The sequence below is a fragment of the Streptomyces sp. NBC_00386 genome, assembly GCF_036063235.1.
In the GTDB taxonomy this organism is placed as follows: domain Bacteria; phylum Actinomycetota; class Actinomycetes; order Streptomycetales; family Streptomycetaceae; genus Streptomyces.
Window position 1 is genome coordinate 5,813,004 of the sequence record NZ_CP107950.1, and the last position, 25,647, is coordinate 5,838,650.

22 protein-coding genes and 1 other RNA gene are annotated in these 25,647 nt (G+C 69.0%); 17 read left to right on the forward strand and 6 right to left on the reverse strand.

Features of this window, described 5'->3' with window-relative positions; all coding sequences use genetic code 11:
• Positions 1-2 precede the first annotated feature (2 nt).
• From ftsX to ssrA, 4 genes are all read left to right on the forward strand, one after another.
• Positions 3-923 carry a permease-like cell division protein FtsX gene (gene ftsX / locus OG780_RS25535; RefSeq protein WP_328451873.1) on the forward strand — a complete coding sequence of 307 codons (921 nt, stop codon included), beginning with the start codon at positions 3-5 and terminating at the stop codon, positions 921-923.
• 67 nt (positions 924-990) lie between these two features.
• Positions 991-2,157, forward strand: coding sequence for a S41 family peptidase (locus tag OG780_RS25540; RefSeq protein WP_328451875.1), 1,167 nt, complete (start codon positions 991-993; stop codon positions 2,155-2,157).
• 69 nt (positions 2,158-2,226) lie between these two features.
• Complete coding sequence (smpB, locus tag OG780_RS25545; protein WP_328451877.1) at positions 2,227-2,772, forward strand: SsrA-binding protein SmpB; 546 nt, start codon at positions 2,227-2,229, stop codon at positions 2,770-2,772.
• 168 nt (positions 2,773-2,940) lie between these two features.
• Positions 2,941-3,329: a transfer-messenger RNA gene (gene ssrA / locus OG780_RS25550) on the forward strand.
• A 69-nt stretch (positions 3,330-3,398) separates the two neighbouring features.
• On the opposite strand, the gene OG780_RS25555 is transcribed toward ssrA, so the two are convergent.
• From OG780_RS25555 to OG780_RS25580, 6 genes are all read right to left on the reverse strand, one after another.
• On the reverse strand, positions 3,399-4,412 hold the full coding sequence (locus OG780_RS25555; protein WP_328451879.1) for a LacI family DNA-binding transcriptional regulator: 1,014 nt from the start codon (positions 4,410-4,412) through the stop codon (positions 3,399-3,401).
• Positions 4,412-6,667, reverse strand: coding sequence for an alpha-xylosidase (gene yicI, locus OG780_RS25560; RefSeq protein ID WP_328451881.1), 2,256 nt, complete (start codon positions 6,665-6,667; stop codon positions 4,412-4,414). Before yicI ends, OG780_RS25555 begins: the two co-directional genes overlap by 1 nt.
• Positions 6,668-6,678: 11 nt before the next feature.
• Positions 6,679-7,500, reverse strand: a complete 822-nt coding sequence (locus OG780_RS25565; RefSeq protein WP_328451883.1) for a carbohydrate ABC transporter permease — start codon at positions 7,498-7,500, stop codon at positions 6,679-6,681.
• Positions 7,497-8,462, reverse strand: coding sequence for a carbohydrate ABC transporter permease (locus OG780_RS25570; protein ID WP_328451884.1), 966 nt, complete (start codon positions 8,460-8,462; stop codon positions 7,497-7,499). Before OG780_RS25570 ends, OG780_RS25565 begins: the two co-directional genes overlap by 4 nt.
• A complete protein-coding gene (locus OG780_RS25575; RefSeq protein ID WP_328451885.1) occupies positions 8,459-9,754 on the reverse strand; it encodes an extracellular solute-binding protein in 1,296 nt (431 codons plus the stop codon). The genes OG780_RS25570 and OG780_RS25575 overlap by 4 nt, the downstream gene beginning before the upstream one ends.
• Positions 9,755-9,940: 186 nt before the next feature.
• Entirely contained in the window at positions 9,941-11,254 is a 1,314-nt protein-coding gene (locus OG780_RS25580) for an MFS transporter (RefSeq protein ID WP_328451887.1), read from the reverse strand.
• Between the two features lie 83 nt (positions 11,255-11,337).
• Here OG780_RS25580 and OG780_RS25585 point away from each other — a divergent pair, with 83 nt between their 5' ends.
• From OG780_RS25585 to OG780_RS25645, 13 genes are all read left to right on the forward strand, one after another.
• A complete protein-coding gene (locus tag OG780_RS25585) occupies positions 11,338-12,348 on the forward strand; it encodes a LysR family transcriptional regulator (protein WP_328451889.1) in 1,011 nt (336 codons plus the stop codon).
• 414 nt (positions 12,349-12,762) lie between these two features.
• On the forward strand, positions 12,763-13,671 hold the full coding sequence (locus OG780_RS25590; RefSeq protein WP_328451891.1) for a hypothetical protein: 909 nt from the start codon (positions 12,763-12,765) through the stop codon (positions 13,669-13,671).
• A gap of 166 nt (positions 13,672-13,837) precedes the next feature.
• A complete protein-coding gene (locus tag OG780_RS25595; protein ID WP_328451893.1) occupies positions 13,838-16,072 on the forward strand; it encodes a glycosyltransferase in 2,235 nt (744 codons plus the stop codon).
• On the forward strand, positions 16,069-17,532 hold the full coding sequence (locus OG780_RS25600) for an acyltransferase family protein (protein ID WP_328451895.1): 1,464 nt from the start codon (positions 16,069-16,071) through the stop codon (positions 17,530-17,532). The genes OG780_RS25595 and OG780_RS25600 overlap by 4 nt, the downstream gene beginning before the upstream one ends.
• Positions 17,533-17,826: 294 nt before the next feature.
• The gene (locus OG780_RS25605) at positions 17,827-18,480 is read left to right on the forward strand and encodes a hypothetical protein (RefSeq protein WP_328451897.1); all 654 of its coding nucleotides are present in this window, start codon (positions 17,827-17,829) and stop codon (positions 18,478-18,480) included.
• The gene (locus OG780_RS25610) at positions 18,468-19,520 is read left to right on the forward strand and encodes a hypothetical protein (protein WP_443062206.1); all 1,053 of its coding nucleotides are present in this window, start codon (positions 18,468-18,470) and stop codon (positions 19,518-19,520) included. Before OG780_RS25605 ends, OG780_RS25610 begins: the two co-directional genes overlap by 13 nt.
• Positions 19,521-19,564: 44 nt before the next feature.
• Positions 19,565-19,882 carry a hypothetical protein gene (locus OG780_RS25615; protein WP_328451901.1) on the forward strand — a complete coding sequence of 106 codons (318 nt, stop codon included), beginning with the start codon at positions 19,565-19,567 and terminating at the stop codon, positions 19,880-19,882.
• Positions 19,879-21,219: a putative T7SS-secreted protein gene (locus tag OG780_RS25620; protein ID WP_328451903.1), complete on the forward strand. Its 1,341-nt coding sequence runs from the start codon at positions 19,879-19,881 to the stop codon at positions 21,217-21,219. Before OG780_RS25615 ends, OG780_RS25620 begins: the two co-directional genes overlap by 4 nt.
• 186 nt (positions 21,220-21,405) lie before the next feature.
• On the forward strand, positions 21,406-21,933 hold the full coding sequence (locus OG780_RS25625) for a hypothetical protein (protein WP_328451905.1): 528 nt from the start codon (positions 21,406-21,408) through the stop codon (positions 21,931-21,933).
• Between the two features lie 20 nt (positions 21,934-21,953).
• On the forward strand, positions 21,954-22,643 hold the full coding sequence (locus OG780_RS25630; protein ID WP_328451906.1) for a hypothetical protein: 690 nt from the start codon (positions 21,954-21,956) through the stop codon (positions 22,641-22,643).
• Between the two features lie 214 nt (positions 22,644-22,857).
• Positions 22,858-23,514 carry a hypothetical protein gene (locus OG780_RS25635; RefSeq protein WP_328451908.1) on the forward strand — a complete coding sequence of 219 codons (657 nt, stop codon included), beginning with the start codon at positions 22,858-22,860 and terminating at the stop codon, positions 23,512-23,514.
• 23 nt (positions 23,515-23,537) lie between these two features.
• Positions 23,538-24,542: a hypothetical protein gene (locus OG780_RS25640; RefSeq protein ID WP_443062330.1), complete on the forward strand. Its 1,005-nt coding sequence runs from the start codon at positions 23,538-23,540 to the stop codon at positions 24,540-24,542.
• A gap of 144 nt (positions 24,543-24,686) precedes the next feature.
• Positions 24,687-25,613 (forward strand): hypothetical protein, encoded by a 927-nt coding sequence (locus OG780_RS25645; protein ID WP_328451910.1) that lies wholly within the window; start codon positions 24,687-24,689, stop codon positions 25,611-25,613.
• The last annotated feature ends 34 nt before the right edge of the window (positions 25,614-25,647 follow it).

Genomic DNA, 25,647 nt, shown 5'->3' on the forward strand with positions numbered 1-25,647 from the left:
CCATGCGCGCGCAGTTCGTTCTGTCGGAGATCGGTGTCGGTCTCCGACGCAACCTGACCATGACCTTCGCGGTCGTCGTCTCGGTCGCCCTCTCGCTCGCCCTGTTCGGCGGCTCGCTCCTGATGAGCGACCAGGTGAACACCATGAAGGGCTACTGGTACGACAAGGTCAACGTCTCGATCTTCCTCTGCAACAAGAGCGACGCCGAGTCCGACCCGCACTGCGCCAGGGGCGCGGTGACCAGTGACCAGAAGAAGCAGATCGTCGCCGACCTGGGCAAGATGTCCACGGTCGTCCAGAAGGTCACCTACGAGTCCTCGGACGCGGCGTACAAGCACTACAAGGAGCAGTTCGGCGACTCCCCGCTGGCCAGCTCCCTCACGCCGGACCAGATGCAGGAGTCGTACCGGATCAAGCTGAAGGACCCGGAGAAGTACCAGGTCATCGCGACCGCCTTCGACGGCCGGGACGGCGTGCAGTCCGTCCAGGACCAGAAGGGCATCCTGGACAACCTGTTCGGGCTGCTCAACGGCATGAACTGGGCCGCGCGCGCGGTGATGGCGATGATGCTCGTCGTCGCCCTGATGCTGATCGTCAACACGGTGCGCGTCTCGGCGTTCAGCCGGCGGCGCGAGACCGGCATCATGCGGCTCGTCGGCGCCTCCGGCTTCTACATCCAGGCGCCGTTCATCGCGGAGGCCGCGGTCGCCGGACTCATCGGCGGCGGTGTCGCCTGCGGTTTCCTGCTGATCGCCCGGTACTTCATCATCGACCACGGCCTGGCGCTGTCCGAGAAGCTCAACCTGATCAACTTCATCGGCTGGGACGCCGTGTTGACCAAGCTCCCGCTCATCCTCGCGACGAGCCTGCTGATGCCCGCGCTGGCCGCGTTCTTCGCATTGCGCAAGTACCTGAAGGTGTGACGCATCCCAAGAGGGCCGTACCGTCAACCGGCGGTGCGGCCCTTCGCGTTGTCCTAGACTCACCGGCATGTCAGGCCGTGACCTGTTCTGCGAGCCCCGCCGCATCCGCCGCGGGGCGGCCCTGACATTGGTGTTCGCGAGTGTCCTCGTCGCCGGTGCGGCCACCGGATCGTTCTCCGACTCCGTCCGGAAGACCACTGACCCGACGCCCGGTTCGGCCTCGGCGCGCCGTCACGACGAGGTCACCCAGGCCGCCGCCGAGGCGATGGCCGACGGCAAATCCCCCATGGAGGCCGCCGAACGGGCCGTCAGCCGCAGCGGAGACCGCTGGGGCGCCGTCTACTCCCAGGGCGAGTACGAGGAGTTCGAGGAGGCCCTGGACGGCCAGTACACCGGTGTCGGCCTGTGGGCCCGCCGCGAGAGCGACGGGCGGATCGAGGTCACCCGCGTCAGCGCCGGCTCACCCGCCGCCGCCGCGGGCATCCGCAAGGGCGACCTGCTGCGCACCGTCGACGGCGCGAAGGTGGACGGCCGGCCGGTCACCGAGGTGGTCTCGTTACTGCGCGGCGACGCCGACGCGGCGACCGCCGGCACGAAGGTCTCCCTCGGGCTGGAGCGCGGCACGCAGTCGTGGAGCCGGACCCTGCGCCGCGCCAGACTCTCCACGGACTCCGTGACCGTCAGCAGCCTTCCCGGCCGGGTCACCCTGATCAAGGTCGACGCCTTCACCAAGGGCGTGGGCGACGCCGTACGGACCGCCGTCGGCAGGGCACCGGCCCGGGCCGGGATCGTCCTCGACCTGCGCGGCAACTCCGGCGGCCTGGTCGCCGAGGCCGTCACCACCGCCTCGGCCTTCCTCGACGGCGGCCTCGTGGCCACGTACGACGTGAACGGCGCCCAGCGCGCCCTGCACGCGGACGCCGGCGGCGACACCGCCAGACCCCTGGTCACGCTCGTGGACGGCGGCACGATGAGCGCGGCCGAGCTGCTCACCGGGGCCCTCCAGGACCGCGGGCGCGCGGTCGTCGTGGGTTCCAGGACCTTCGGCAAGGGCTCGGTGCAGATGCCGAGCCGGCTGCCCGACGGCTCCGTCGCCGAGCTGACCGTCGGCCACTACCGCACCCCCGCGGGCCGCTCCGTCGACGGCCGGGGCATCACCCCCGACCTGGAGGCGGACAAGGAGCCGCTGAAGCGCGCCGAGACCGTAGTGAGCGGTCTCGGGGACCTTCCCTGACCCGCGGACCGCGGACCCGGTAATCGGCTTTCCCCCGAGCCCCCCTGTAGTGCGAAAATGGCCAGCACTATGAGCAAGGGAATGTACGTACCGAAGGAGTCCCAGCCCAAGCAGGGCGGCCAGGCCTCCGGCAAGGTCAAGGACGGCAAGCGCAAGATCGTCGCGCAGAACAAGAAGGCGCGGCACGACTACGCGATCATCGACACCTACGAGGCCGGGCTCGTCCTGACCGGCACCGAGGTCAAGTCGCTGCGCCAGGGCCGCGCCTCGCTGGCGGACGGCTTCGTCCAGATCGACGGGAACGAGGCGTGGCTGCACAACGCCCACATCCCGGAGTACAGCCAGGGCACCTGGACCAACCACACCGTGCGCCGCAAGCGCAAGCTCCTCCTGCACCGCGAGGAGATCGACAAGCTGGAGGCGAAGACCCAGGAGACGGGTCACACGATCGTCCCGCTCGCCCTGTACTTCAAGGACGGCCGGGCGAAGGCGGAGATCGCGCTCGCCCGGGGCAAGAAGGAGTACGACAAGAGGCAGACCCTGCGCGAGAAGCAGGACCGGCGCGAGTCGGACCGCGTGATCGCGGCGGCCAAGCGGAAGCAGCGCGGCGAGTAGGGCGCCGGGCGGCCAGGCGAGCGACGCCCGGGAAGGCCGGGCGGCACGGCGGGCGGGGCCCGCGGAATAGGCTGGCACCGTCGTGCGTTGGTCACGTAGGATGGCAATGCACCTCACAGCGGGTGCGGGGTTCCTCCTCGGAGGGGCCGAGCTTTGAAAAATCAACATGGGGATGATCGGTTTCGACAGCGGCTGTTGAAGCAGGGGAAGCGTGTCGAGGAAGCGGCAATGATCTCGTAAACCATATGTCGCAAAAAATAATCGCCAATTCCAAGAGCGATTCCCAGTCCTTCGCCCTCGCTGCCTAATAAGCAGTGAGTGAGGGACCCTTAATGGGTGTCAGCCCGGGAGTGTTCCCGACCCGGATCCTGGCATAATCTAGGGGACTAAACCACCGAGCCCGGTCACGGGGTTCGGTGGGAAATCAAACAGTGACTGAGCCCGTCGGCGACTTGTTCGCGTGATCGCCGGGGCTGAGAAAATCGCAGCGAACTGCACACGGAGAAGCCCTGATTTTGCACCGTTGGACGCGGGTTCGATTCCCGCCATCTCCACTCATCCCATGTTTTAACTGAATATCGTGACGAAGGCCCCGCTGCTCCGGCAGCGGGGCCTTCGTCGTGTCGTCAGGAATTCAGCGTGCGGGGTGCCGTGCTGGCGCGCTCCGTCATCCTGGGGGTGAGCAGGGTCGCCTCGGGGCAGGGTGTGCCGTTCAGCTTTCTCATCAGGAGGTCGACCGCCCGCGCGCCCACTTCGGCGGACGGCAGGGCGATCGAGGTGACCGGGACACGCAGACTCCCGGCGAGCTCGTCCGGACAGATCGCGGTGACGGACAGATCCGCCGGAACCCGCAGACCGAGCTGTTCGAAGGCCTCGATCAACGGTTCCAGAACCGGCTCGTTGTGCACCACGACACCGGTCAACGCGGGCTGTTCGCGCAGGAGTTGCTCGGCCACCCGGCGTGCGGCGGCGGGCGAGGCCTCACAGGGGTGGACGGACGAGGCCAGGCCGTTCCGGTCGGCGGCGGCCGTGAACCCCTGCACCACCCGCTGCGCGAACGCCGTGCCCCGCACGTACACCTCCGGCGGCGAGCCGACCAGCGCGACGACCCGGTGCCCGAGCCCCGCGAGCCGCTCCACGCACAGCTCACCGGCCGCCTTGAAGTCCAGGTCGATGCAGGTGAGCCCGTCGGGGGCGGCCGGGAAGCCGATGAGCACCGACGGCCGGTCCAGCGCGCGCAGCGACGGCAGCCGGGGATCGTGGAGCTGGACGTCCATCACGATCAGCGCGTCCACCAGCGCGGTGTCCGCGACCCGGCGCAGTCCCTCCTCGCCCTCCTCCTGGGTGAGCAGCAGGACGTCGTGGTCGTGCAGCCGGGCCGCCGTCACCACCGACACCGCGAACTGCATCACCACCGGCACATGGATGCCCGTCCGCAGCGGCACGACCAGCGCCAGGACGTTCGACCGGCTGCTGGCCAGCGCCCTGGCCCCCGCGTGGGGCCGGTAGCCCAGCCGGCGGATGCTCTCCTCGACGCGCTGCCGGGTCGCCTCGGAGATCGGCCGCTTGCCGCTGAGGGCGTAGGAGACGGTGCTCGGGGACACCCCGGCGTGCCGCGCCACATCGGTGATCTTGACCATCACTCGGACTCCAGCTCGACGGAGAGGAAGCCCGTCCCGGCGCGGGCCCGGACCTCGCGTCCGTCCGCGGCCAGCCCCCAGGGCGCGGACGGGTCGCTGCAGGACGCGCGCAGGGTGTTCCCCTCGCGCACGACGGTGAAGATGACCGGGCCGACCGGCACCGTCACCCGCGCACCCCGCTTCAGGCCGTACGCGCGCAGGGTGACCCCGTCGGCGTGGTCGTACTCGGGGCGGTCGTCCACCGCGCCTACCGGGATCACCGCGCCAGGCCGCACCAGCAGCGGCACGCTCAGGAACCCGTGCCGCTCGCGCACCCAGCGCGGTCCGGTCACCGGCGGTCCGCCGAGGTAGGGGGTCCAGGTGCCCTCGGGCACGTAGTACGAGACGTCCCCCTCGTCGCTGAAGACGGGCGCGACGAGCAGATCCGGACCGAGCATGTACTGCCGTTCCAGATGCGCGCACCCCGGATCGTCCGGGAACTCCAGGACCATGGCCCGCATCATCGGCACCCCCTCCGCGTGGGCGGTGCGGGCGGCCTCGTACAGATACGGCATGAGACCGAGCTTGAGCCGGGTGAAGAGCCGAAGGACGTCCACGGCCTCCTCGTCGAACAGCCAGGGCACGCGGTACGAGGACGAGCCGTGCAGCCGGCTGTGCGAGGACAGCAGCCCGAAGGCGATCCACCGCTTGAACAGGGCGGGTGTCGGTGTCCCCTCGAAGCCGCCGATGTCGTGGCTCCAGAACCCGAACCCCGACATGCCGAGACTGAGCCCGCCGCGCAGCGACTCGGCCATCGACGCGTACGTCGCCTCGCAGTCGCCGCCCCAGTGCACCGGGAACCGCTGGCTCCCCGCGGTCGCCGAACGGGCGAAGACGACGGCCTCCTGCTCCCCCCGGTGTTTGCGGAGCACCTCGAACACGGTCTGGTTGTAGAGGTACGTGTAGTAGTTGTGCATCCGCTCCGGGTCGGCGCCGTCGGCGTAGGCCACGTCCACCGGGACCCGCTCGCCGAAGTCCGTCTTGAAGCAGTCGACGCCCTGCTCCAGCAGCGCCTCCAGCTTCCCGGCGTACCAGTCCCGGGCGGCCGGGCTGGTGAAGTCGACCAGCGCCATGCCCGGCTGCCACAGGTCCCACTGCCACACGCTTCCGTCCGGCCGCCGCAGCAGATGTCCGAGGGCCCGCCCCTCCGCGAACAGCGGTGAGCGCTGCGCGATGTACGGGTTGATCCAGACGCAGATCCGCAGCCCCTTGTCCTTCAGCCGCGTCAGCATTCCCTCCGGGTCGGGGAACACCCGTGGGTCCCACCGGAAGTCGCACCAGTTGAACTCGCGCATCCAGAAGCAGTCGAAGTGGAAGACGGACAGCGGCAGTTCGCGTTCCCGCATGCCGTCGATGAAGGAGGTGACGGTGTCCTCGTCGTAGGAGGTGGTGAACGACGTCGACAGCCACAGGCCGAAGGACCACGCGGGCGGCAGGGCCGGTCGACCGGTGAGCGCCGTGTACTTGCGCAGGATGTCCTTCGGGGTCGGGCCGTGGATGACGTAGTACGTCAACTGCTGGGCCTCGGCGCTGAACTGGACCCGGGAGACCGCCTCCGAGCCGACCTCGAAGGAGACCCGGCCCGGATGGTCGACGAAGACACCGTAGCCCGCGTCCGTCAGATAGAACGGCACGTTCTTGTAGGCCTGTTCGGTGGCGGTCCCGCCGTCGGCGTTCCACATGTCCACGACCTGGCCGTTCTTGACGAGCGGCCCGAACCGCTCGCCGAGGCCGTAGACCTGGGTGCCGACGCCGAGGTCCAGCTGCTCGCGCAGATAGTGGGCGCCGGTCGTGTCCCGCATGATGCCCATGCCCTTGGGGCCGCTGCTGGTGAGGACGCGGCCGTGCGCGAGGAAGTCGATGTGCCAGGGAGTGGTGCGGGCGACCCGGACGGACAGGGCGCCCGAGGTCAGGGTCGCGTGGCTGTCGTCGTACTCCGTGTGCGGTGTGAACTCCGTTTCGCGCAGCTCGAACCGGGGGCCCCGGGGTTCCTCGCCCTGGAAGTGGGTGAACGTGACGCCGATGACGTCGGGCATCGGCGCGTGGGCGCTGATCGTCACGACCGGTCCCTTCAGCAGGTCCCCGCGGTGCCGGATGGGCTGTGTCGGCGCGTGGATCTCCAGGCCGCCGGGGCCCGAGGTCACATCGAGGACCTCGACCGGATGGGCCGCGGTGACGCCCTCGCGCAGCAGCCAGTAGCCGTCCGTGAACTTCACTGTCTTACCCCTTACTTCACTGCGCCGACGGCGATGCCGCGGGTGAGGGTCCGCTGGAAGACGAGGAAGAAGACGACGGCGGGCAGCACGCCCAGCAGGGCCGCCGCGTTCGTCATCGTGGCGTCCATCAGACGCTGTCCCTGGAGGACGCCGAGGGCCACCGACACGGTCTGGTTGTCGTTGGAGATCAGCATGACCAGCGGGAGCAGGAACTCGTTCCACGTCCAGACGAAGAAGAAGACGAGCAGCACACCGATCGTGGGGCGGCTGACCGGGACGACGATCCGCCACAGCACCTGCCACCGGTTCGCCCCGTCGATGCGAGCGGCCTCGATGATCTCGCGCGGGAACCGCCCGAGGACGGCGGAGAGGAGATAGGTGCCGAAGGCCGTCTGGATCACCGCGAACACGATGATCACGCTGAGCCTGGTGTCGTAGAGGCCGGCCTGCTTGCTCAGGTAGTAGAGCGGGTAGACCAGCGCCTCCTGCGGCAGTGTGTTGGCGAGGACGAAGAAGGCGAGCACCCAGGTGCGGCCCCTGATCCGGCCGATGCCGATGGCGTACGCGTTGAGGACCGACAGGACGGCCGCCAGGGCCGCCACCGACCCGGAGATCAGGACCGAGTTGAGGAGTTTCCGCCCGAAGTCGACACGTTGCCAGAAGTCCCTGAGACCGTCGAGGTAGAGGCCGCGCGGAAGGCTGAGGGGGCCGTGCGCGGAGTACTCGGCGGGCGACTTGACCGCGTTGAGGGCGACCACGGCGAAGGGCAGCACCATGAACAGGGCGCCGATGACGAGCGCCACGAGCACCGGGTAGCGGCGGAGGGCGGTCATGCGCGGACCCCTTCCTCGGCGTCCTCGGCGCGGGTCTGGAACCTCAGCCCGACCAGCGCCAGCGCCAGGATGATCACGGTCAGGACGGTGGAGACGGCCGCGCCGTAGCCGACCTGGGTCTTCTCGAAGAAGGTCGCGAAGGAGAAGTACGACGGCACGTCGGTGGCTCCGCCCGGACCGCCCTTCGTCAGGACGTAGACCGCCCCGAACACCTTCAGCGCGGCGATCGTGCACCACAGCAGGACGACCGAGATCTCCGGGCGGATCTGCGGCAGCGTGATGTGCCAGAACCGCCGCCACCAGCCCGCGCCGTCCAGTTCGGCCGCCTCGTGCAGTTCCGGGTCGACGCGCTGGAGACCCGCCATGAAGACCACCAGCGGGAAGCCGAGCTGCACCCAGACCATCACCCCCATCACGCTGTACAGCGCGAAGTCCGGGTCACCGAGCCAGTCCTGCTGCCAGGAGCCGAGACCGGCGGCCTTGAGCAGCGCGTTGAGCGAGCCGTTGTCGGGGGCGAGGATCCAGCTCCACACGATTCCGGCGACCGCGATCGGCAGTACCTGGGGGAGGTAGTAGCAGGCCCGCAGCACCGCCACGATCCTGCTGCCGAAATGCCTGCCGATGTAGTCGAACAGGGCCGCGGCCAGGACGAGTCCGATCGCCGTCGGGAGGAGGGCCATCGCCAGCACCATGAACAGGCTGTGCCGGAACGACGCCCAGAACTCGCTGTCGTCCACCAGGGCACGGTAGTTGGCGAGCCCGGTCCACGAAGGGGTGCCGACGCCCTGCCAGTCGGTGAAGCCGAGCCCGGTGTTCATCAGGAACGGCACGACGATGACGGCCGTGAAGGCCACCGCTCCGGGCAGCAGGAACAGTGCGTACGAGGTGCGCGGACGGTGAGGGTGACCGGCCTCGGCCTGCCGGCCGGTCACCCGCCCGCCGCGTTCGGCGGTCACCGTCATCGCTGCGGTACGCCCTTGTCGTACGCCTTCTGGAGGTTGTCCAGGTAGGCGTCGGGCTTCTCGCTGCCGGTGATCAGCTTCTGCGTCTCGGAGACGAGGGTGTCGTAGAAGCCCGCCACCGGCCAGTCCGGATAGAAGGCGAGCCCGTCACGCCCCGAGAGGGTGTTGTAGTCGGCTATCAGGGTCTTGGTCCTGGCGTCGGTGATCGCGGAGGTGTCCGCGGCCACCGGGACACCGCCCTTGTTGCCCAGCAGGTTCTGGATCTTCTTCGACATGGTGATGTCGATGAAGTCGTAGGCCAGTTCCTTGTTCTCGGCGCCCTTGGGGACCACCCACAGGTTGCCGCCGGAGCCCAGGGTGAGGTTCGAGCCCGGGAACAGGCCGGAGTCCCAGTCGAACTTGGCCTCCGACTCGAAGCGTCCGTACCACCAGCTTCCGGAGAAGAGGATCGGCGACTTGCCCTGGATCCAGGACACGCCCGCGTCCTCGGCCTTCGTGCCGCTGGACTTCTTGGAGATGTACCCCTTCTTCACCCAGTCGGCGAAGGTGTCCGCCGCGTAGCTCCAGGCCGTGTCGTGGAAGTCGGCCTTGCCCTTGTACAGCTCGTACGTGTCGACCCAGGAGCGGTCGGCCCTGGAGAGGGCGAGCTGGTAGAGGTACTGCTGGGCCATGTACTCGGCGCCCGCGTTGGCGAGCGGGGTGACGCCCTTCGCCGCGAACGCGTCCATCGCGGAGACCAGTTCGTCGTACGTGGTCGGCTCCGCGATCCCGTACTTCTCGAAGAGGTCCTTGTTGTAGAAGACCATCGTGTACTCGGCGTAGTTGGGCACGCCGTACCACTTGCCCGAGCCCATGACGCCGTTCGTGTCGTACTGGCTCGTGGTCCTCACGCCGGCGCTGAGCTTCTTGTCCCAGCCGCGCCGGGTGGCCTCGGCCGTGAGATCGGTCAGCAGCCCCTGCTTGGACAGGAGTCCGGCGGTCGCGTTGCCCTTGTTGTACTCCATGATGTCGGGGGCGTCGTTCGAGTTCAGGACCATGGGCGCGGTCTTCTGGATCTGCTCGAAGCCCTTCTCCTCGAACTTCACCTGCACGCCCGGGTGTTGCGCTTCGAATTCCTTGATGGCCTCCTTCCAGGCCACCCCCATCGCGCTGTCCGGACCTTCGTAGTGCCACAGCTTCAGTGTCTTGCCGTCCGGGGAACCGCTGTCCGAGCCGCCGCAGGACGTCGCCAGCAGGGCGCCCGCCAGGGCCACCGCCACCGCCGCCGCCCCACGCCGTCGTTTCGTCAGCATCCACTGCCTCCAGAGGAGTCGGATGGGTATCGGGCCGTCATGCACCGTCGTCGAATCGTTTCGATGCATGACGTCGAAGCGCTTCGACGGGGGAAGGTAGGTGGGAGCCGTGAACACGTCAATGGGCTGAACCGGAATCGGGACAGGGGTTCGACGGGCCGGACGGCGGCGGTGCCGGCCCGGAGCTCAGGCGGTGTTCGCCGGGTCGAGTCCGAGGCGCAGCTCCCGGCGCCGTGCCGTACCCGTTCTCGCAGCCAGCGCGGCGATCACCAGCGCGGTCGTCGCCGCCACGACCGGGACCGTGTACGCGGCGGCCGGCGACCAGCGCTCCACCATCCATCCGCCCGCCGCGGAGCCGCCGGCTATCCCGCCCAGCAGGCCGGTCACCGCGAGCGTCATGCCCTCGTTCAGCCGGCCCTCGGGTGTGCGCCGCTGGACCAGAGTCATGCCGGTGACCATGGTCGGAGCGGTCGCCATGCCGGCCACGAGCAGCGCACCCGCGAGAACCGGGAGCGAGCCGGAGAGCCGGACGGCGAGGAGCGGAAGCGTCAGCAGAACAGCCATGGCGCCGACACACACCGCGTACCGCCGCGCGGCGAGCGCCTCGGCGTCGAACGGTTCGACGTACCCGGCAGAACCCGCCGCGCGGTCGGCGGGAGCCGTGCGTCCGGGCGACGGAGCGCCCCGCCGCAGCGCGCCGAAGACCAGGCCCGCCACGCACGACCCCGCGGCCTGGAGGGCGAGCACCACGCCCGCGGCCGACCGGTGTCCCCGCTCGTCCGCGAACGCGATCGTGGCCACCTCCATCGCGCCGAACACCGCTCCGGTGGCGAGGAAGGAGAGCAGCAGCGGGGGCATTCCGGGCGCGAGCACGGGCGACCCGGACGCGGTGACCGGCCGGGGCGGCGGCTGCGTCGAACGCTGTGCCGTGAAGAGCAGAACACCCGTCATCAGCAGCGCGGACCCCACGAGCATGCCCGCCTCCGGGGCGACCGTCCCGCACAGGAAGGCCGCGAGCACCGGGCCCAGCATGAAACACAGCTCGTCCACGGCCTGCTCGAAGGAGTTCGCGGTGTGCAGCGCCGCCGCGTCCCCTTCGAGGAGGTGGGCCCAGCGCGCGCGGGACATGCCGCCCGTGTTGGGGGTCGTGGCGGTGGCGGCGTACGCGGCGAACAGGGTCCAGTCGGGCGCGCCGAAGCGCACGCACGCCACCAGTCCCGTCGCGCCGAGCAGCGAGAAGGCCGTGGCGGGCACGGCCACCCGGGCCTGTCCGTGGCGGTCGACGAGCCGCGCGGTCCAGGGGGCGACCACGGCCGTCGTGGCGAGACCCGTCGCCGTGACGGCACCGGCGAGCGCGTACGAACCCCGCGCCCCGGCGATCATGACGACCGCGCTCACGCTGAACATCCCCATGGGCAGCCGGGCCACGAGGTTGCCGAGGGTGAAGGCGCGGGTGCCGGGCAGCGCGAAGAGACGGCGGTACGGGGTCAACGGTGACATGGGTGAACCGTCGCCCGGCGTGGCGGGGGCGGTCCAACACCTACTCCGTCGCGATTGACGCACTTGGGTTGTAGGTTCACGTGATGCCTGGTCAACGCCCCCTTCCCGATCACCGGCCCTTTCCCGGTCATCTGGACCCCCGTCTGCTGCGCGCCTTCCTCGCTGTCGCCGAGGAACTGCACTTCACCCGCGCCGCCGCCCGCCTGTACGTCGCCCAGCAGTCCCTGAGCCGTGACATCCGCCGGCTGGAGCGGGAGCTCGGGGCGGAGCTGTTCGTGCGGACGACCCGGCAGGTGACGCCGACGCTGGACGCCGAGCGGCTGCTGCCGTACGCGCGCCGCGTGCTGGAGGCGCACGACGCTCTGCTGGACGCCTTCGCACGGCCCGGCGGCGAGGAGCGACCGCTGCTCGTCGACGTCAACACGCCCGGCCTGGTCTCCAGCCGCATCCTCGACCGGGCCCGTGAACTCGCCCCCGGCAGCGAACTGATGGCGCGTTACGAGACCGGGCTCACCGGTGCGGCGGCGGATCTGCTCGCCGGCCGCCTGGACGTGTCGTTCGGCCGGTTCGCGGGACTCGACCCGGCCGTGCGGGCCCGGCTGGAGCAGCGGCTCGTGCGCTACGAGCCGATGGCCGTCGTCCTGCCCGAGGACCATCACCTCGCCGCCCTGGACGCGGTGCCGCTGGCCGCGCTCGCGGGCGAGACGGTGTACGCGGGGGCGGGCAACCCCCGGACGCTGGAGTGGACCGATCTGGCGCGTCACCTGTTCGAGGGACGGGGTATCCGACTCGCATCACCCGCACCGGTGGCGGTCGGACCCGAGGAATTCCGGCGGATCATGGCGAAGTGGCGGACTCCGGTCCTGGCCGTGGTGGAGTTTCCGGCCATGCCCGGTTCGGTGTCGAGACCCCTCATCGACCCCGTTCCCCTCTCGCCAGTGTCACTGGTGTGGCGCAAGGGACTCGTTCATCCAGGAATTGATGCGCTAATACGAGCTGCTGTCGAACTCGCAAGCGACGAAAAGTGGCTCCTGAGTCCCCGGAGAGGGTGGATTCCAGCCACCGACGCCCTCATTTTCATGAAACGCGGATGAGGCGTCAGCGCACGAGTCCCGCCGCCGCTACATTTTTCGTCCGGGCGCGGTGTGATATTGGGGGGCGCTCAGACCGGGTGGGGGCCCGGTCCTGACGGCATAGAGATTATTTGCCCGGAGTCGTCGCGCACCCGTGAACAGTCCCGTGGGGGGATGCACGTGCGCGTAGAGAACTGGCGGAAAGACGCCCAACCGGCTGATCGGGAAAACGGTCGGCGGGACGGACGCGGAGTCGATCCGTCACCTGGGAAAGAAGCCGGGAAACCGATCTCCCGGCCGAAGGCCGGCAGAACGATTTCGTGGCCGGATATGGGAGTTGGCATCAGTCCTGAGCGTGGGGGACGCGTCGAGCGAGCAGCCGGCGGGCGTCCCGAGCGAACCCCGGAGCCGGAGACCGAACTGCTCGTCGGTCGCGTGACGGAGACGGACGTGCTGTCCGGCCGGCGTCCCGAGCCTGCCTCGGCGTCCGAGCGGGAACCGGGGGCGTGGCCCGCCTCCGCAGGCACGGTGACGGCGGGAGCGTCGTCCCTGACCCGTACGGTCCCGGTACGACCCCTCTTCAACGACGGACCGGTCTTCGACGACGGTCCGGCGACCGAGCTGCTCCCCGGAGTCGCGCCGGACCCGGGCCGCCCGCTTCCCGCTTCCCGGGAGGACTCCGGCGAACCGTCGGTCGGCCACGACCGGCACGAGACCACCATCCAGCTCGACAGCGCGAGCAGGGCGGACGACGTGCCGGGCAAGGACGTCCCGGCGAGCGCCGACGTCTCCGACGGCCCCGTCTTCGTCGACGAGTCCGGCCGCCGCAGCCGCCGCTTCCGCCGCCTCGGCATGCTCGTCGCCGTGGCCTGCGCGGTCTACGCCGTCGTCATCGTCGCCACGCTCCTGTCGGGCAACTCGAACGCACCCTGGCTCCCGGTTCCGGGCCAGGAGGAGGACACCCCCGCCGGTCAGGTCGAGACCTCGCCGCTGCCCGCGCAGTCGGTGAAACCCTCCGGCACGGGCGCCGCCACCGCACCGGGAGCGGTGGCCACGGCCGCCGACGGAACGACGCCCTCACCCGGCTCGACCGCCACGGCCGGCGCCTCCGCCGAGGCCACCGCCACCGGCGCCTCCGGCGACCCCGAGCCCAGCACGTCGCCGACCAAGAAGCCGAATCCCGGCGTCACCACCAAGAACCCGGACCCCGACCCCGAACCGACCTCCTCCGCGGACGGCCAGCCCACGCCCTCCGCCCCGGCGACCACTCCCGGCAGCACGGCCGCTCCCACGGAGAGCACGGGCACCACAGGCTCCACCGGAGCGGGGACCGGCACCGAATGAGCGACCTTCGCCGGCGCGCGCCCGCCGGGCGGAAACACGCATCCGCCACCGCGCCCGGCGCGGTGGCGGCGCTCGTAGAGGACCCGTCCGCGGCGTCCGGGCGGCCGAGCCGCCCCCTCAGTTCCCCGTACTCCCTCTCCCCTTCGCTCCCGGAGACCCTCCTCTGATGTCCCGCACCAGCCGCCACGGTCCCGCGCCCAGCACGCCGCGTCATGGCTCCGGCACCGCCCCGCGCCGGAACCGCGACGCCCGGCGCCGCCGCCTTCCCCTGCGCTTCCTGCTGCCTCTCGTCATCCTGCTCGCGATGATGGGCATGCTGATGCTGCGCGGCTACGTGCACAGCGAGATCCTCGCGGACCACCGCGTCCGGCCCGAGGCGGCCACGGACAAGGTGCCGCAGGAGATCCTCGACGGCGGCCCGGTCATCGACACCCGAGGCGGACGCACGACCAGTCTCGGCGTCCCGGACCACCGTCTCGTCCTCACCTTCGACGACGGCCCGGACCCGGCCTGGACCCCCAAGGTCCTGGACGTCCTCAAGGCGAACCACGCCCACGCGGTCTTCTTCGTCACCGGCACCATGGCCTCGCGCCACCCGGAGCTCATCGAACGGATGGTGAAGGAGGGCCACGAGGTCGGCCTGCACACCTTCAGCCACCCCGACCTGTCGTACCAGTCCAAGAGCCGTATCGACTGGGAACTGTCGCAGAACCAGCTGGCACTGGAGGGCGCGGCGGGCATCCGCAGCTCCCTGTTCCGCCCGCCGTACTCCTCGTTCGCCGACGCCATGGACGACAAGTCCTGGCCGGTGACGCAGTACGTCGGAACCCGCGGCTACATCACCGTCGTCAACAACACCGACAGCGAGGACTGGCAGAAGCCGGGCGTCGACGAGATCATCCGGCGGGCCACGCCCAAGGGCGGCAAGGGCGCCATCGTCCTCATGCACGACTCGGGCGGCGACCGCCATCAGACCGTGCAGGCACTGGCCGAGTTCCTGCCCCGGCTCCAGCGGCAGGGCTACGAGTTCCAGAACCTCACCGAGGCACTCGACGCGCCGAGCGCGAACACCCCGGTGACCGGCCTCGACCTGTGGAAGGGCAAGGCCTGGATCTTCCTGGTGCAGGCCTCGGAGAAGACCACCGACGTCCTGGTCGTCGGCATCGCGATCATCGGTGTGCTGGTCTTCACCCGCTTCGGGATGATGCTCCTGCTCTCCGCGCTGCACGCCCGCCGGGTCCGCCGCAAGGACTTCCGCTGGGGCGCGGCGCCGGTCACCGAACCGGTGACGGTGCTGGTCCCGGCGTACAACGAGGCCAAGTGCATCGAGAACACCGTGACCTCCCTCATGGCGAGCGAGCACCCCATCGAGATCATCGTCATCGACGACGGATCGGCCGACGGCACCGCCCGCATCGTCGAGGACATGCACGTGCCGAACGTACGCGTCGTACGCCAGGCCAACGCCGGCAAGCCCGCGGCCCTCAACCGGGGTCTGGCGAACGCGGGCCACGACATCGTCGTGATGATGGACGGCGACACGGTCTTCGAGCCGGCGACCGTCCGCGAACTCGTCCAGCCCTTCGCCGACCCCAAGGTCGGCGCGGTCGCGGGCAACGCCAAGGTCGGCAACCGGGACTCCCTCATCGGCGCCTGGCAGCACATCGAGTACGTGATGGGCTTCAACCTCGACCGCCGCATGTACGACCTGCTGCGCTGCATGCCGACCATCCCCGGCGCCGTAGGAGCCTTCCGCCGTACGGCACTTGAGCGCGTCGGCGGCATGAGCGACGACACGCTCGCCGAGGACACCGACATCACGATGGCCCTGCACCGCGACGGCTGGCGGGTCGTCTACGCGGAGAACGCGCGCGCCTGGACCGAGGCCCCGGAGTCCGTCCAGCAGCTGTGGTCCCAGCGCTACCGCTGGTGCTACGGCACCATGCAGGCGATCTGGAAGCACCGCCGCGCCCTGGTCGAACGGGGCCCGTCGGGCCGCTTCGGCCGGGTCGGCCTGCCCCTGGTCTCCCTCTTCATGGTCCTGGCCCCGCTCCTCGCGCCCCTGATCGACGTCTTCCTGCTGTACGGCGTCGTCTTCGGCCCGACCCAGAAGACGATCGTCGCCTGGCTCGGTGTCCTCACCATCCAGGCGGTGTGCGCGGCGTACGCGTTCCGCCTGGACAAGGAACGCATGACCCATCTGATCTCGCTGCCCCTTCAGCAGGTCCTCTACCGGCAGCTGATGTACGTCGTCCTGCTGCAGTCCTGGATCACCGCCCTCACCGGCGGCCGGCTGCGCTGGCAGAAGCTGCGCCGCACCGGCGTCGTGGGGGCGGCACCGGGAGCCGTCCCGCAGCAGCGGGCGTCGGACAGCGGGAACGAACGGAGGCCGGTCGGATGACCACGCACGAGTACCCGGTGGGGGCGACCCCGCCGCTGGGCACACCGAAGCCGGCGGTCCCGCGTCCGCGTACGTACCCGGGAGCGCCCGCGGACGACTGGCTGCGCCCGCAGCCGCAGACGGGTACGGACCCGGCACCGCCGCCCGGGACGGGATCGCTGTCCGACCCGGGACAGCTGTCCGGGACGAGCCCGCTTCCCGAGACAGCCGAAGGGGCGGATCCGGGCCGGAAGCCGGCCCCGAGCCGCCCCGGCCGCGACCGCTACCTGGACCTGCTCCGCTCCATGGCGCTGGTCCGCGTGGTCGTGTACCACCTGATGGGCTGGGGCTGGCTGACGGTCGTCTTCCCCTCCATGGGCGTGATGTTCGCGCTGGCCGGCTCCCTGATGGCCCGCTCACTGAGCCGGCCGCCGCTGGGCGTGATCAGGGGACGCGTACGGCGTCTGCTGCCCCCGCTCTGGGCCTTCAGCGCGGTGGCGCTGGCCATGATGTTCGCGGGCGGCTGGAACCCCTGGCACGACCCCGACCACGGCGGCACATGGGGCCTGGTCGACCTGCTCAACTACATCGTCCCGGTCGGCGCCCCGCCGTTCCCCTGGAGCATCGGCTCCAAGTCGGGTCTGCTGGAGGACAGTTGGGCGGTCCAGAGCGCGGGTGTGCTCTGGTACCTGCGCGCGTACCTGTGGTTCGTGGTCGCGTCCCCGCTCATGCTGTGGGCGTTCCGCCGTGCTCCGTGGGTGACCGTGTCGGCTCCCCTCGCCCTGACGGCGGTGGTCGGCACCGGGCTGGTCACCATCCCCGGTGAGACCGGCAACGCCGTCACCGACTTCGCCGTCTACGGCGGCTGCTGGATCCTGGGCTTCGCCCACCACGAGGGCATGCTCGTGAAGGTCCCGCGCTACATCGCCATCTCGTGCTCGGCCCTGATGATGGCCTTCGGCCTGTGGTGGGCCTCGGGTCATCTGGGCCCCGACGGCTGGGACTTGAACGACATCCCGCTGGCCGACGCGCTGTGGTCCTTCGGCTTCGTGGTGATCCTGCTCCAGTACAGCCCGTCCTGGCAGGAACTGCCGGGCCGCCTCGCCCGGTGGGACAAGCTGGTGACGCTGTCCAACAACCGCGCGGTCACGATCTACCTGTGGCACAACATGCTCATCATGGCCACGGTCCCGATCCTCGACCAGCTCTACAACCTCCCCTTCATGGAGAACGACGGGGCGACGGCGGCCCTCGACGCCACCTACACCCTGTGGATGCTCGTCCTGGTGTGGCCGCTGATAGGCCTGACCATCCTGGCCTTCGGCTGGATCGAGGACATCGCGGCCAAACGAAGCCCGCGCCTCTGGCCGAACGGAGCCAAGGTCCGCAAGTCCAAGGGTCGGAAGTCCGAGGTCCGCAAGTCCAAGGGCCCCAAGCCCAAGGTCCGTTCGACGTCCCGGGGGCGCCGGACCAAGGCTTAGCGGCGGCTTTTGGGAGGGGGCCGAGGCCTGGCGGCGGCTGCACGACGGGGGGTGCCCCGGCGAGCCGGCGCTTCACCGCGCCGCTTTGCCGCGCCGCTTTGCCGCACTGATTTGCCGGGGCACCTCCGTCCCGTTCATCCCGCGATGTCACTCAATCGAAGGTTTCCGGGTGGCCGTTTGGTCATGCTATGAACCTCTATATCCACCTGCTCGGCGCCCTTCGTCCTGGTGCCGCCGCGAGGGCCCCGCTAGCGTGACGTGCCGCTGCCTCCCCCCACGCCGCCAGGAGCCCCCGTGACCAGCCGCCCCCACCTGTTTCCCACGGCCGCCGCCGGAGCGACAGCCGCACTGCTCGTCCTGACCGCCTGCGGCGGGGGCGCCGACGAGCCGAAGGGGCATGGCGAGATCGCGGGGGCGGGGGGTGCGATGTCGGCTTCGGCGGGTGGGAGTGCGGTGCCATCGGCGGGGCGACCGGAGATCGAGTTGCCGTCGGATCTCACTTACACGTTCGAGTGGCCCAAGACGGGCGACAAGGACAGGGACGCGGTGCTCAGGGACAGTGAGCAGTCCATCAAGGCCGTCGACCTGGCCATCGTCAACCAAGATGCCGTCGACAAGGCATACCTCTTCTACTACGAGGGCGAAGCCGCCGCGGAGACCCAGAAGTTCATCGAGGCATACGTCAACGCCAAGGCTCGTACAACGGGCGCGTACCGCTACTACGCCCCAGCAGTGAAGGTGAACGGCGCCGACAGCGCGTCGCTCGTCTACTGCGAGGACCAGAGCAAGGCGTACGACATGTACCTGAAGCCGAAAAGAATCGACAAAACAGCCGTCACGAAGAACAGCTACGTTCTGTACAACACCCAGTTGCACAAGAACGGCAAGGGCGTCTGGGTCATTGAGAAGCTCCTTTCTCGGAGGGGAAGCACAAAGTGCCAGCCCTGAGCACCGGTTGGGGAGGTTTGATCTCCGCAGCGATGATCGGTTCCCTCTGTCTGAACGCAGCGCCCGCAGTGGCCGACAACGAGATCGGCGGAGGTGCTCAGACACCCCCTCCCAGCGTGAAAGCTTCTGGGAATGCGGACGGCAAGGGCAACCTCTTTGCCGCGGCGGGGGCTGTTGTGTTCGACCGGTCGAGGAACGGGTCGGGTGATTCCTCCGGTCCGGTGACCCCTTCGTCGGGCAACTGGACTCCGCCCGCCTGCTATTACGCCCCGAAGTACACCCCGGCCCAGATGCGGAAGTACAAGGAATCGATCTGGGCGGTCGAATCGACGGGGTATCAGTGGGACGCGAAACAGCGCGACACCTACGTGAACGGTCATCCCTACAAGGACTTCAACAAGGCCAAGGCCGACAAGGGCTATTGGTGGGACTCGTACGTCACCGAAGGCCGCGAGGGCGACCCCGCCGCCTCCACATGCACGGAGGACCCCTTCTGGGTGGACAAGGGCGCGTCCCCGCCGGCGGACATTCTGGAGGCGATCACGCCGGAGATGCTGGCGCGGCTCGCCTACGCGGAGATGCGCGTGCCGTCGACGAAGGTGGACCTGGCTCCGGCGGGGACGACGAAGGTGAATCTGCCGACGTGGGCGTGGCTGGACGCGGCGAAGTTCGAGCCGGTGTCGGTGACCGCGTCGGTTCCCCTGCTGAACGTGACCGCCACGACGACGGCCGAGCCGGTCTCCCTCAGGATCGAGCCCGGTACGGCGGACGCGCAGACGTATCCCGCCTCGGGCGTCTGCGAGATCACGGGCGATCACATCGGCGAGGCGTACGCGAAGGGCAAGGCCGGGGAGACGCCGCCCTGCGGGCTGCGGTACCTGCGTTCCTCGGGCGACGGCTCGTACCGGTTGCAGGCCACCCTCACCTGGCGGATCCACTGGACGGGCACCGGCATACCCGTGCCACGGAGCCTGCCGGACGGCAGGTTCGGCGCCGACCAGGAGGTCGTCGTGCAGGAGATCCAGTCCGTCAACCACTGAGTCCGGCCCCCCGGACTCCCTGAGATCCGGAACGAGCAGAGGGCATGGCGGAACGGCTTGCTGTCGACGGCGATGAGCTGTCGCACTTCATGAAGATGCTCCGGAAATCAACCGAGTCGTTGCAGGGTCTGCGCAGAGCGTTGGAGGACGCCACGGTCACCGGTCTGGGAACGGACGACCTCGACTGCGCCTGCGAGGAGTTCCAGGACAACTGGAAGTACGGAGCCGACCAGATCGGCGAGCAGACCGAGGGCCTGGCCGAGATCATCGGGAAGAGCAGGGACAGCTACCGCGAGGTGGACAAAGCACTGGAGCAGGCTCTGAAGAAGGCCGGGAACGGCGGGGGCGGGGGTACGAGGTGACCTACGAGCCCGAGGACACGGGAGCGGCGATGGACCCGCGGTCCCTCGCCGACCGCGACAAGCCGCAGGGACTCAAGTCGGCCCCGCGTATCCCCAACCCCGACTACCCGCATCTCGGGTTCGATCCGGTGCCGGGCAGTACGGAGACCGTGAGCGGCCTCCGTAAGAAGCTCACGGGGTGCGCGAAGGTCCTCGAAGAGACGCATGAGCTCGTCACCAAGCTGATGGACGGCAGCTATTGGAAGGGCGACGCGGCCGTCGCCTTCCGCGAGCAGCTGGACGGCGGACCGCTTCCCCTGAACCTGAAGAACGCGGCGCACTCCATTCGCAAGGCGGCCCGACAACTCGACCGCTGGGAAGGCGAACTCGACGACTTCCAGCGGCGGGCGAAGCGGCTGGAACAGGAGGCGAAGGAAGCCCAGGCCGCCGTGGACCGGGCGAAGGGGCACGCCACGAAGGCGGGCGACAGCCCCGACCTGGAGGGGAAGGGCGCCGCGCACGACGAGGCACGGAAGGCACTGACCAAGGCGGAATCGGCGGTGGACGACGCCGAGGACGTGCTGCGCAGAGTTCGCGGCAAGGCGCGCGAACTCGCCGAGGAACACGAGCACCAGGCCCGGCTTCGAGCCGGCAAGATCCGCGACGCCACGAAGAAACTGACGCCCCATGAACCGGGCTGGTTCGACTCGGCACTGGACTGGGTCACCGAGAACTTGCCGGACATCTTGAGCACTTTGGGGGCGGTCATCGGCTTGGTCGCGTTGTTTGTCGTGTCGGGTGGCACGGTGGCAGCGGCGCTCTTACTGGCTACTGCGGCATTGAGCGGGACGGCTTTGGCTTTGCGGGTCTTTGGTAACCCAACGCTGCGCGAATCTCTGTGGGACGGATTTACCAAGGGTGAGTTTGACATCGACTTCTGGAGCAACATTGTCACCGTCGGTGGCGATGCGCTCGGAGTGCTTCCCGGAGTCGGAGCGGTAGGCAAGGGAGCCACAATCGCGGTTCGAGCTACAGGTGAAGCGGGAGAAGCTTTGACGCTCGCCCAAAGGGCAGCCCGATTCGGGACGGAAACCATGGAGCACGCCAAGTCCATCGCGGACCTGGACAACGCACTGCTCGGTTTCACGGTCCGGGGTGCTCGGGCTGCGCCTATTGCCAAGGCGGTGGAAGTCACTTCGGCCTCGATCGGTGTAGGTACGGCCGGGTTCGGCCTAGTCATGGCTGCCGTTGACGCTGATGACGATGGGCTCAAGGACGGTTCCGTGGCGAGCATTGACGGAGCCCGACTCGGCCTTGATGCCGGTGGCCTTGTCAGCCTTGCCCGTCACGTCTTCTGAGTCGGAACAGAGAGAAGAGCTTGCCCTATGGATCCAACGAACTACCGCACTGCTTGGGATCACCCGCCAACCAGGCGTGCCTGGTTTCAGCACATGATCATGATTGCGGGGCGTCTGATCGGTTGGCTCGCAGTCTGGGCTGGGAGTCTCTTCCTTATTGTGGCGTTACCGCGTTGGATCGGTTGGTTGTTCCTCGTTCTCCTCGTCTATGCAACCTTCCGAGCCGTCCTCCAACTCGCCTACATCCGTCCCTCCGTCTACATCCAGCGCGTCCTCTGGCAGTACCCCTGGCAACTCCTCACCGATGTCCCCCGGGGCCGGAACCGGCATCCGATGGTTCAGGAGGACGAGATGTGGCTGGAGTTGCCCAATCCTGAGGAGCCGGGGGAGCGGATTCCTCTGTTGTTTCTTTCTGGTATGCGGACCTTCTGGTGGATGCGACGGTTCGGTACCGCTCGTACGAAACCGGAGCTGAAGGCCGAGATCGAGCCGCTCTGGTTCGCCGGTGACCCCCGCTTCATCGCCGTCATCGCGGCCTCCAGGCGGAAAGGTGAGGCACCCAAGAGGCTGCACCTGCTCTATCAGCGCACGGCCACGGGCCGCCGGGGCATCGAGCCGACCGACTGGAACGCGAGCCCTGCCGCCCTTGAACGGGCCCGCCGTTCCGGTGCTCATATCCCCGACGCGGTGCGCCCGCACTCGCACCCTCACTGACTCGTACCCGGCAGGATCCGATGACTACGGCCCACCGTTTCACCGTCGCCGACTCGGCCGAAGACCCCGACGCCGATATCTGGTTCGCGGAACCCGCGGGCTTCACCGCGGTGCCCCTCGACGCGTTGTTGCCCGTACCGGGCTCCCAGGCGGCGGATGATCTGCGTACCGCACTCGCGCCGATTCTCGATGCGGCTCTTGACGGGGTGGTACGACAGCGGTTCATCGCCCAGTTCGCTCAGGGGCAGCAACTGCTCGGCGCTCTGACGGAGGCAGGAACCGTCCATTGCTCCATCGGACTGCACCGGGATGATGTCGATGCGGGGGCGGTGAGCTGTGGCCGGCCGCTGTTGTCGTTCTTCACCGTCTCCTGGCGGGCAACGGCGGTCTCACCACGAGCCGTGACGGCAGCGCGTGCGGTGAGCGGGCTCGACGCGCAGGCACGCATCGAGTTCGCCGAACTCCCATGTGGACCGGTCACGTTCAGCGAGACCGTTCACACTCCCGGAGTCGTGAGCGGGATCCCTCGGATGCCCTTGGTCCAGTTCCGCGCTCACCTGCCGCATCCGGACTGCAGGCGGCTGGCCGTGTTCACGCTGAGCACGGCCGCTGTCGACCGGAGCGAGCAGTACCGTGCGATCCTTCGCCGGATCGCGTCCTTGGCCTCCTTCGACAGCCCGCTGCGTCCGGCCTGCCCCGGGGTGCCGTGACGGGGGCTGAGGGCTTTGCGGAGAGCAACTGGGTGAACCGCGATTCCGGGGGCTGTCGCTGAATCGAAGCCTCCGGACGGCCGGTTGAGCACGCTATCGGCATCTATGGGCAACGGCTGTTACTCGCTTGGCACCATTCGCTGTGGTGTTGTCGCACAGGCCCCCGCTAGCGTGTTGGTGCCCTTCCGAACCCCATGCCGCACAGGAGTCTGCCGTGAACCGCCGTTCCCGCCTGCTTGCCACAGCCGCTGTCGGAGCGTCAGCCGTGCTGGTTCTGACTGCCTGCGGTGGGGGTGGTGACAAGCCGAAGGCCAACGACAAGATCGCCGGCGCGGACACCGGTGACAAGGCTTCGGCCTCACCCAGCACCAGCGCCCCCCAGCCGACGGGCCGACCGAAGATCGAGTTGCCGTCGGATCTCACGCTGACCTTCGAAGGATCGAAGACCGGCGACGAAACCAAGGACGCCGTCCTCGCCGACAGTGCGGAGCGGATGCGGGCCGTTGACGCGGCGATCACCGGGACGGACCCCAAGGGCGAGGCGCTCGGGTACTACAACACCGGCAAGGCTCTCGAAGCCGCGTTGACCTGGGTCAATCAGTTCAAGGACGCGGGTTCGACCCTCACGGGTGAGGCGCGGTACTACGACCGGACCGTGGCCCTCAACGGCAAGACCTCTGCCTCGCTCACATTCTGTGCGGACGAGAGCAAGGGCTACGCCAAGGACAAGAAGACCAACAAGGTCAACAAGACCCCGGCCACCAAGAACAGCTACGTCCTTTACAACACGCGCTTGGACAAAAGCGCGGCAGGTGTGTGGCAGACATCGCAGATCATTTCCACAAGGGGGGCGGCTCAGTGTCAGCCGTAGCGAGGAACACCGTTCGTGCCACTCTGCTGGCAGGCATTCTGCTGGTCGGAAGTGCCCCGGACGCTTGGGCGGACTTTGTTCCGGGCGGTAAGGGGTCGGGGTCCGAAACGCAGGTGAACGGCAGCCAGAAGGACCAGAAGGTCACCGCCACAGCCGGTGCCGTTGTGTTCGATCGTTCGAAGAACGGGTCCGGTGATTCCTCCGGTCCGGTGACCTCCTCGTCCGGTAACTGGACGCCACCCGCCTGCTATTACGCTCCGAAGTACACGCCGGACGAGCTGCAGAAGTACCTGGAGCCCATCTGGAATGCCGAGTCCACCGGTTCCGACTGGGACCAGACGCAGCGTGACAAGTACGTCAACGGCGGCGAGGCCAAGGACTTCAACAAGGACAAGACCGGCAAGGGCTACTGGTGGGACTCGTACGTCACGCCGGGCCGTGAGGGCGACCCCGGCGCGCTGAAATGCACCAAGGGCATCTTCTGGGTGGACACGGGTAAGGCCCCGCCGGCGGACATTCCGGAGGCGATCACGCCGGAGATGCTGGCGCAGCTCGCCTACGCGGAGATACGGGTGCCGTCGACGAGGGTGGACCTGGCTCCGGCGGGGACGACGAAGGTGAATCTGCCGACGTGGGCGTGGCTGGACGCGGCGAAGTTCGAGCCGGTGTCGGTGACCGCGTCGGTTCCCCTGCTGAACGTGACCGCCACGACGACCGCGGAGCCGGTCTCGTTGAAGATCGAGCCCGGTACGGCGGACGCGCAGACGTATCCCGCCTCGGGCGTCTGCGAGATCACGGGCGATCACATCGGCGAGGCGTACGCGAAGGGCAAGGCCAAGGAGACGCCGCCCTGCGGGGTGAAGTACCTGCGTTCGTCGGGCGACGGTTCGTACAAGCTGAGGGCCACCATCACCTGGAAGATCCACTGGACGGGCACCGGCGTACCCGCCGCCCGGAATCTGCCGGACGGCACCTTCGGAGCCGACCAGGACGTCGTCGTGCAGGAGATCCAGTCCATCAACCGCTGAGCCCGGCCCGTCCACGGACCCGGCAAGGTCGAGTCAAGCGCCGGTAAACGGAAATGCCCGGCTGTTCTGCGGAGATGTCGTGCGTGAAAAGGTTGGGCCGTTGCTGGTGTGAACGGGCGGGTCCGGTGGGGAGTTGGGGGTCACGTGAGTAAACGGCAGATCCGGAAGATGTTCCGGTTGATGGCTCAGGGCCAGGCGGTACAGCTCACGAGCCCCATGGCCTCCGTGAAGAAGCTGGCCCGACTCGCCTTCATCGCTCAGCAGTTCGGCTACGAGTACGCGGACGTGCGTCAGGGCGCCGGCCGCAACAACGCGCTCACGATGCTCATCGTGCCCGACCCCGGCCCGCAGGCTCAGGCGCGTGCCGCGCAGAACTGGGCGCAGTACCCGAAGGCCGGCGACGGGGTCTCGTTGCCGCCCGTCGTCCCCGACGCCCTGGAACTCCTCAAGGCCCGCATCAACTTCGACCTCACCGGCAAGAACGCCGAGAAGCGGATGGTGTACGCGGGGATCGGTCTCAGCGTCGGGTGCGTCGTCCTCGCGGTACGGGCGGGCGGTGACTCCGTCGCTTTCACGGTGGCGGGCGTCCTGTGGGCCGTGATGATGGTCGTCCTCGGCGTCGGTCTCGTCGTCACGCGCAAGCGGAACGCCAAGTTCGCGGCGTTGCTGGGGGCGGCCGGGTTCGCGCCCGTGACGGAGGAGGGCGGGCGGGTGCGGTACCTGCCGCCGACGGTGGGGTACGCCGGCCGGCCCACCGGCCCGTACGGCCCCTACTCCCCGCATGCCGGTCAAACTCCGCAGGCCCCGTACGCGGGCCAGGCGCCGTACGGCGGTCAGGTTCCGCAGGCCGCCCAGCCCCCGTATGCCGGTCAAGCTCCCCAGGCCCCGTACGCGGGCCAGGCTCCCTACCCGGCTCAGGCGCCGCAGGCCCCGTACCCGGGCCAGGCCCCCTACGGCGGTCAGCCTCCGCAGGTTCCCGGCCCCTATTCCCAGCAGCCTCCCGTCCCCGCCCCGGGCGGGCCCGGCAACCCGTACGCCGCCCAGCCCGGCCCCGTACCACCGCAGCCGTAGCCGCGACCACCCCAGTAGTCCCCGGTCCAGCCCG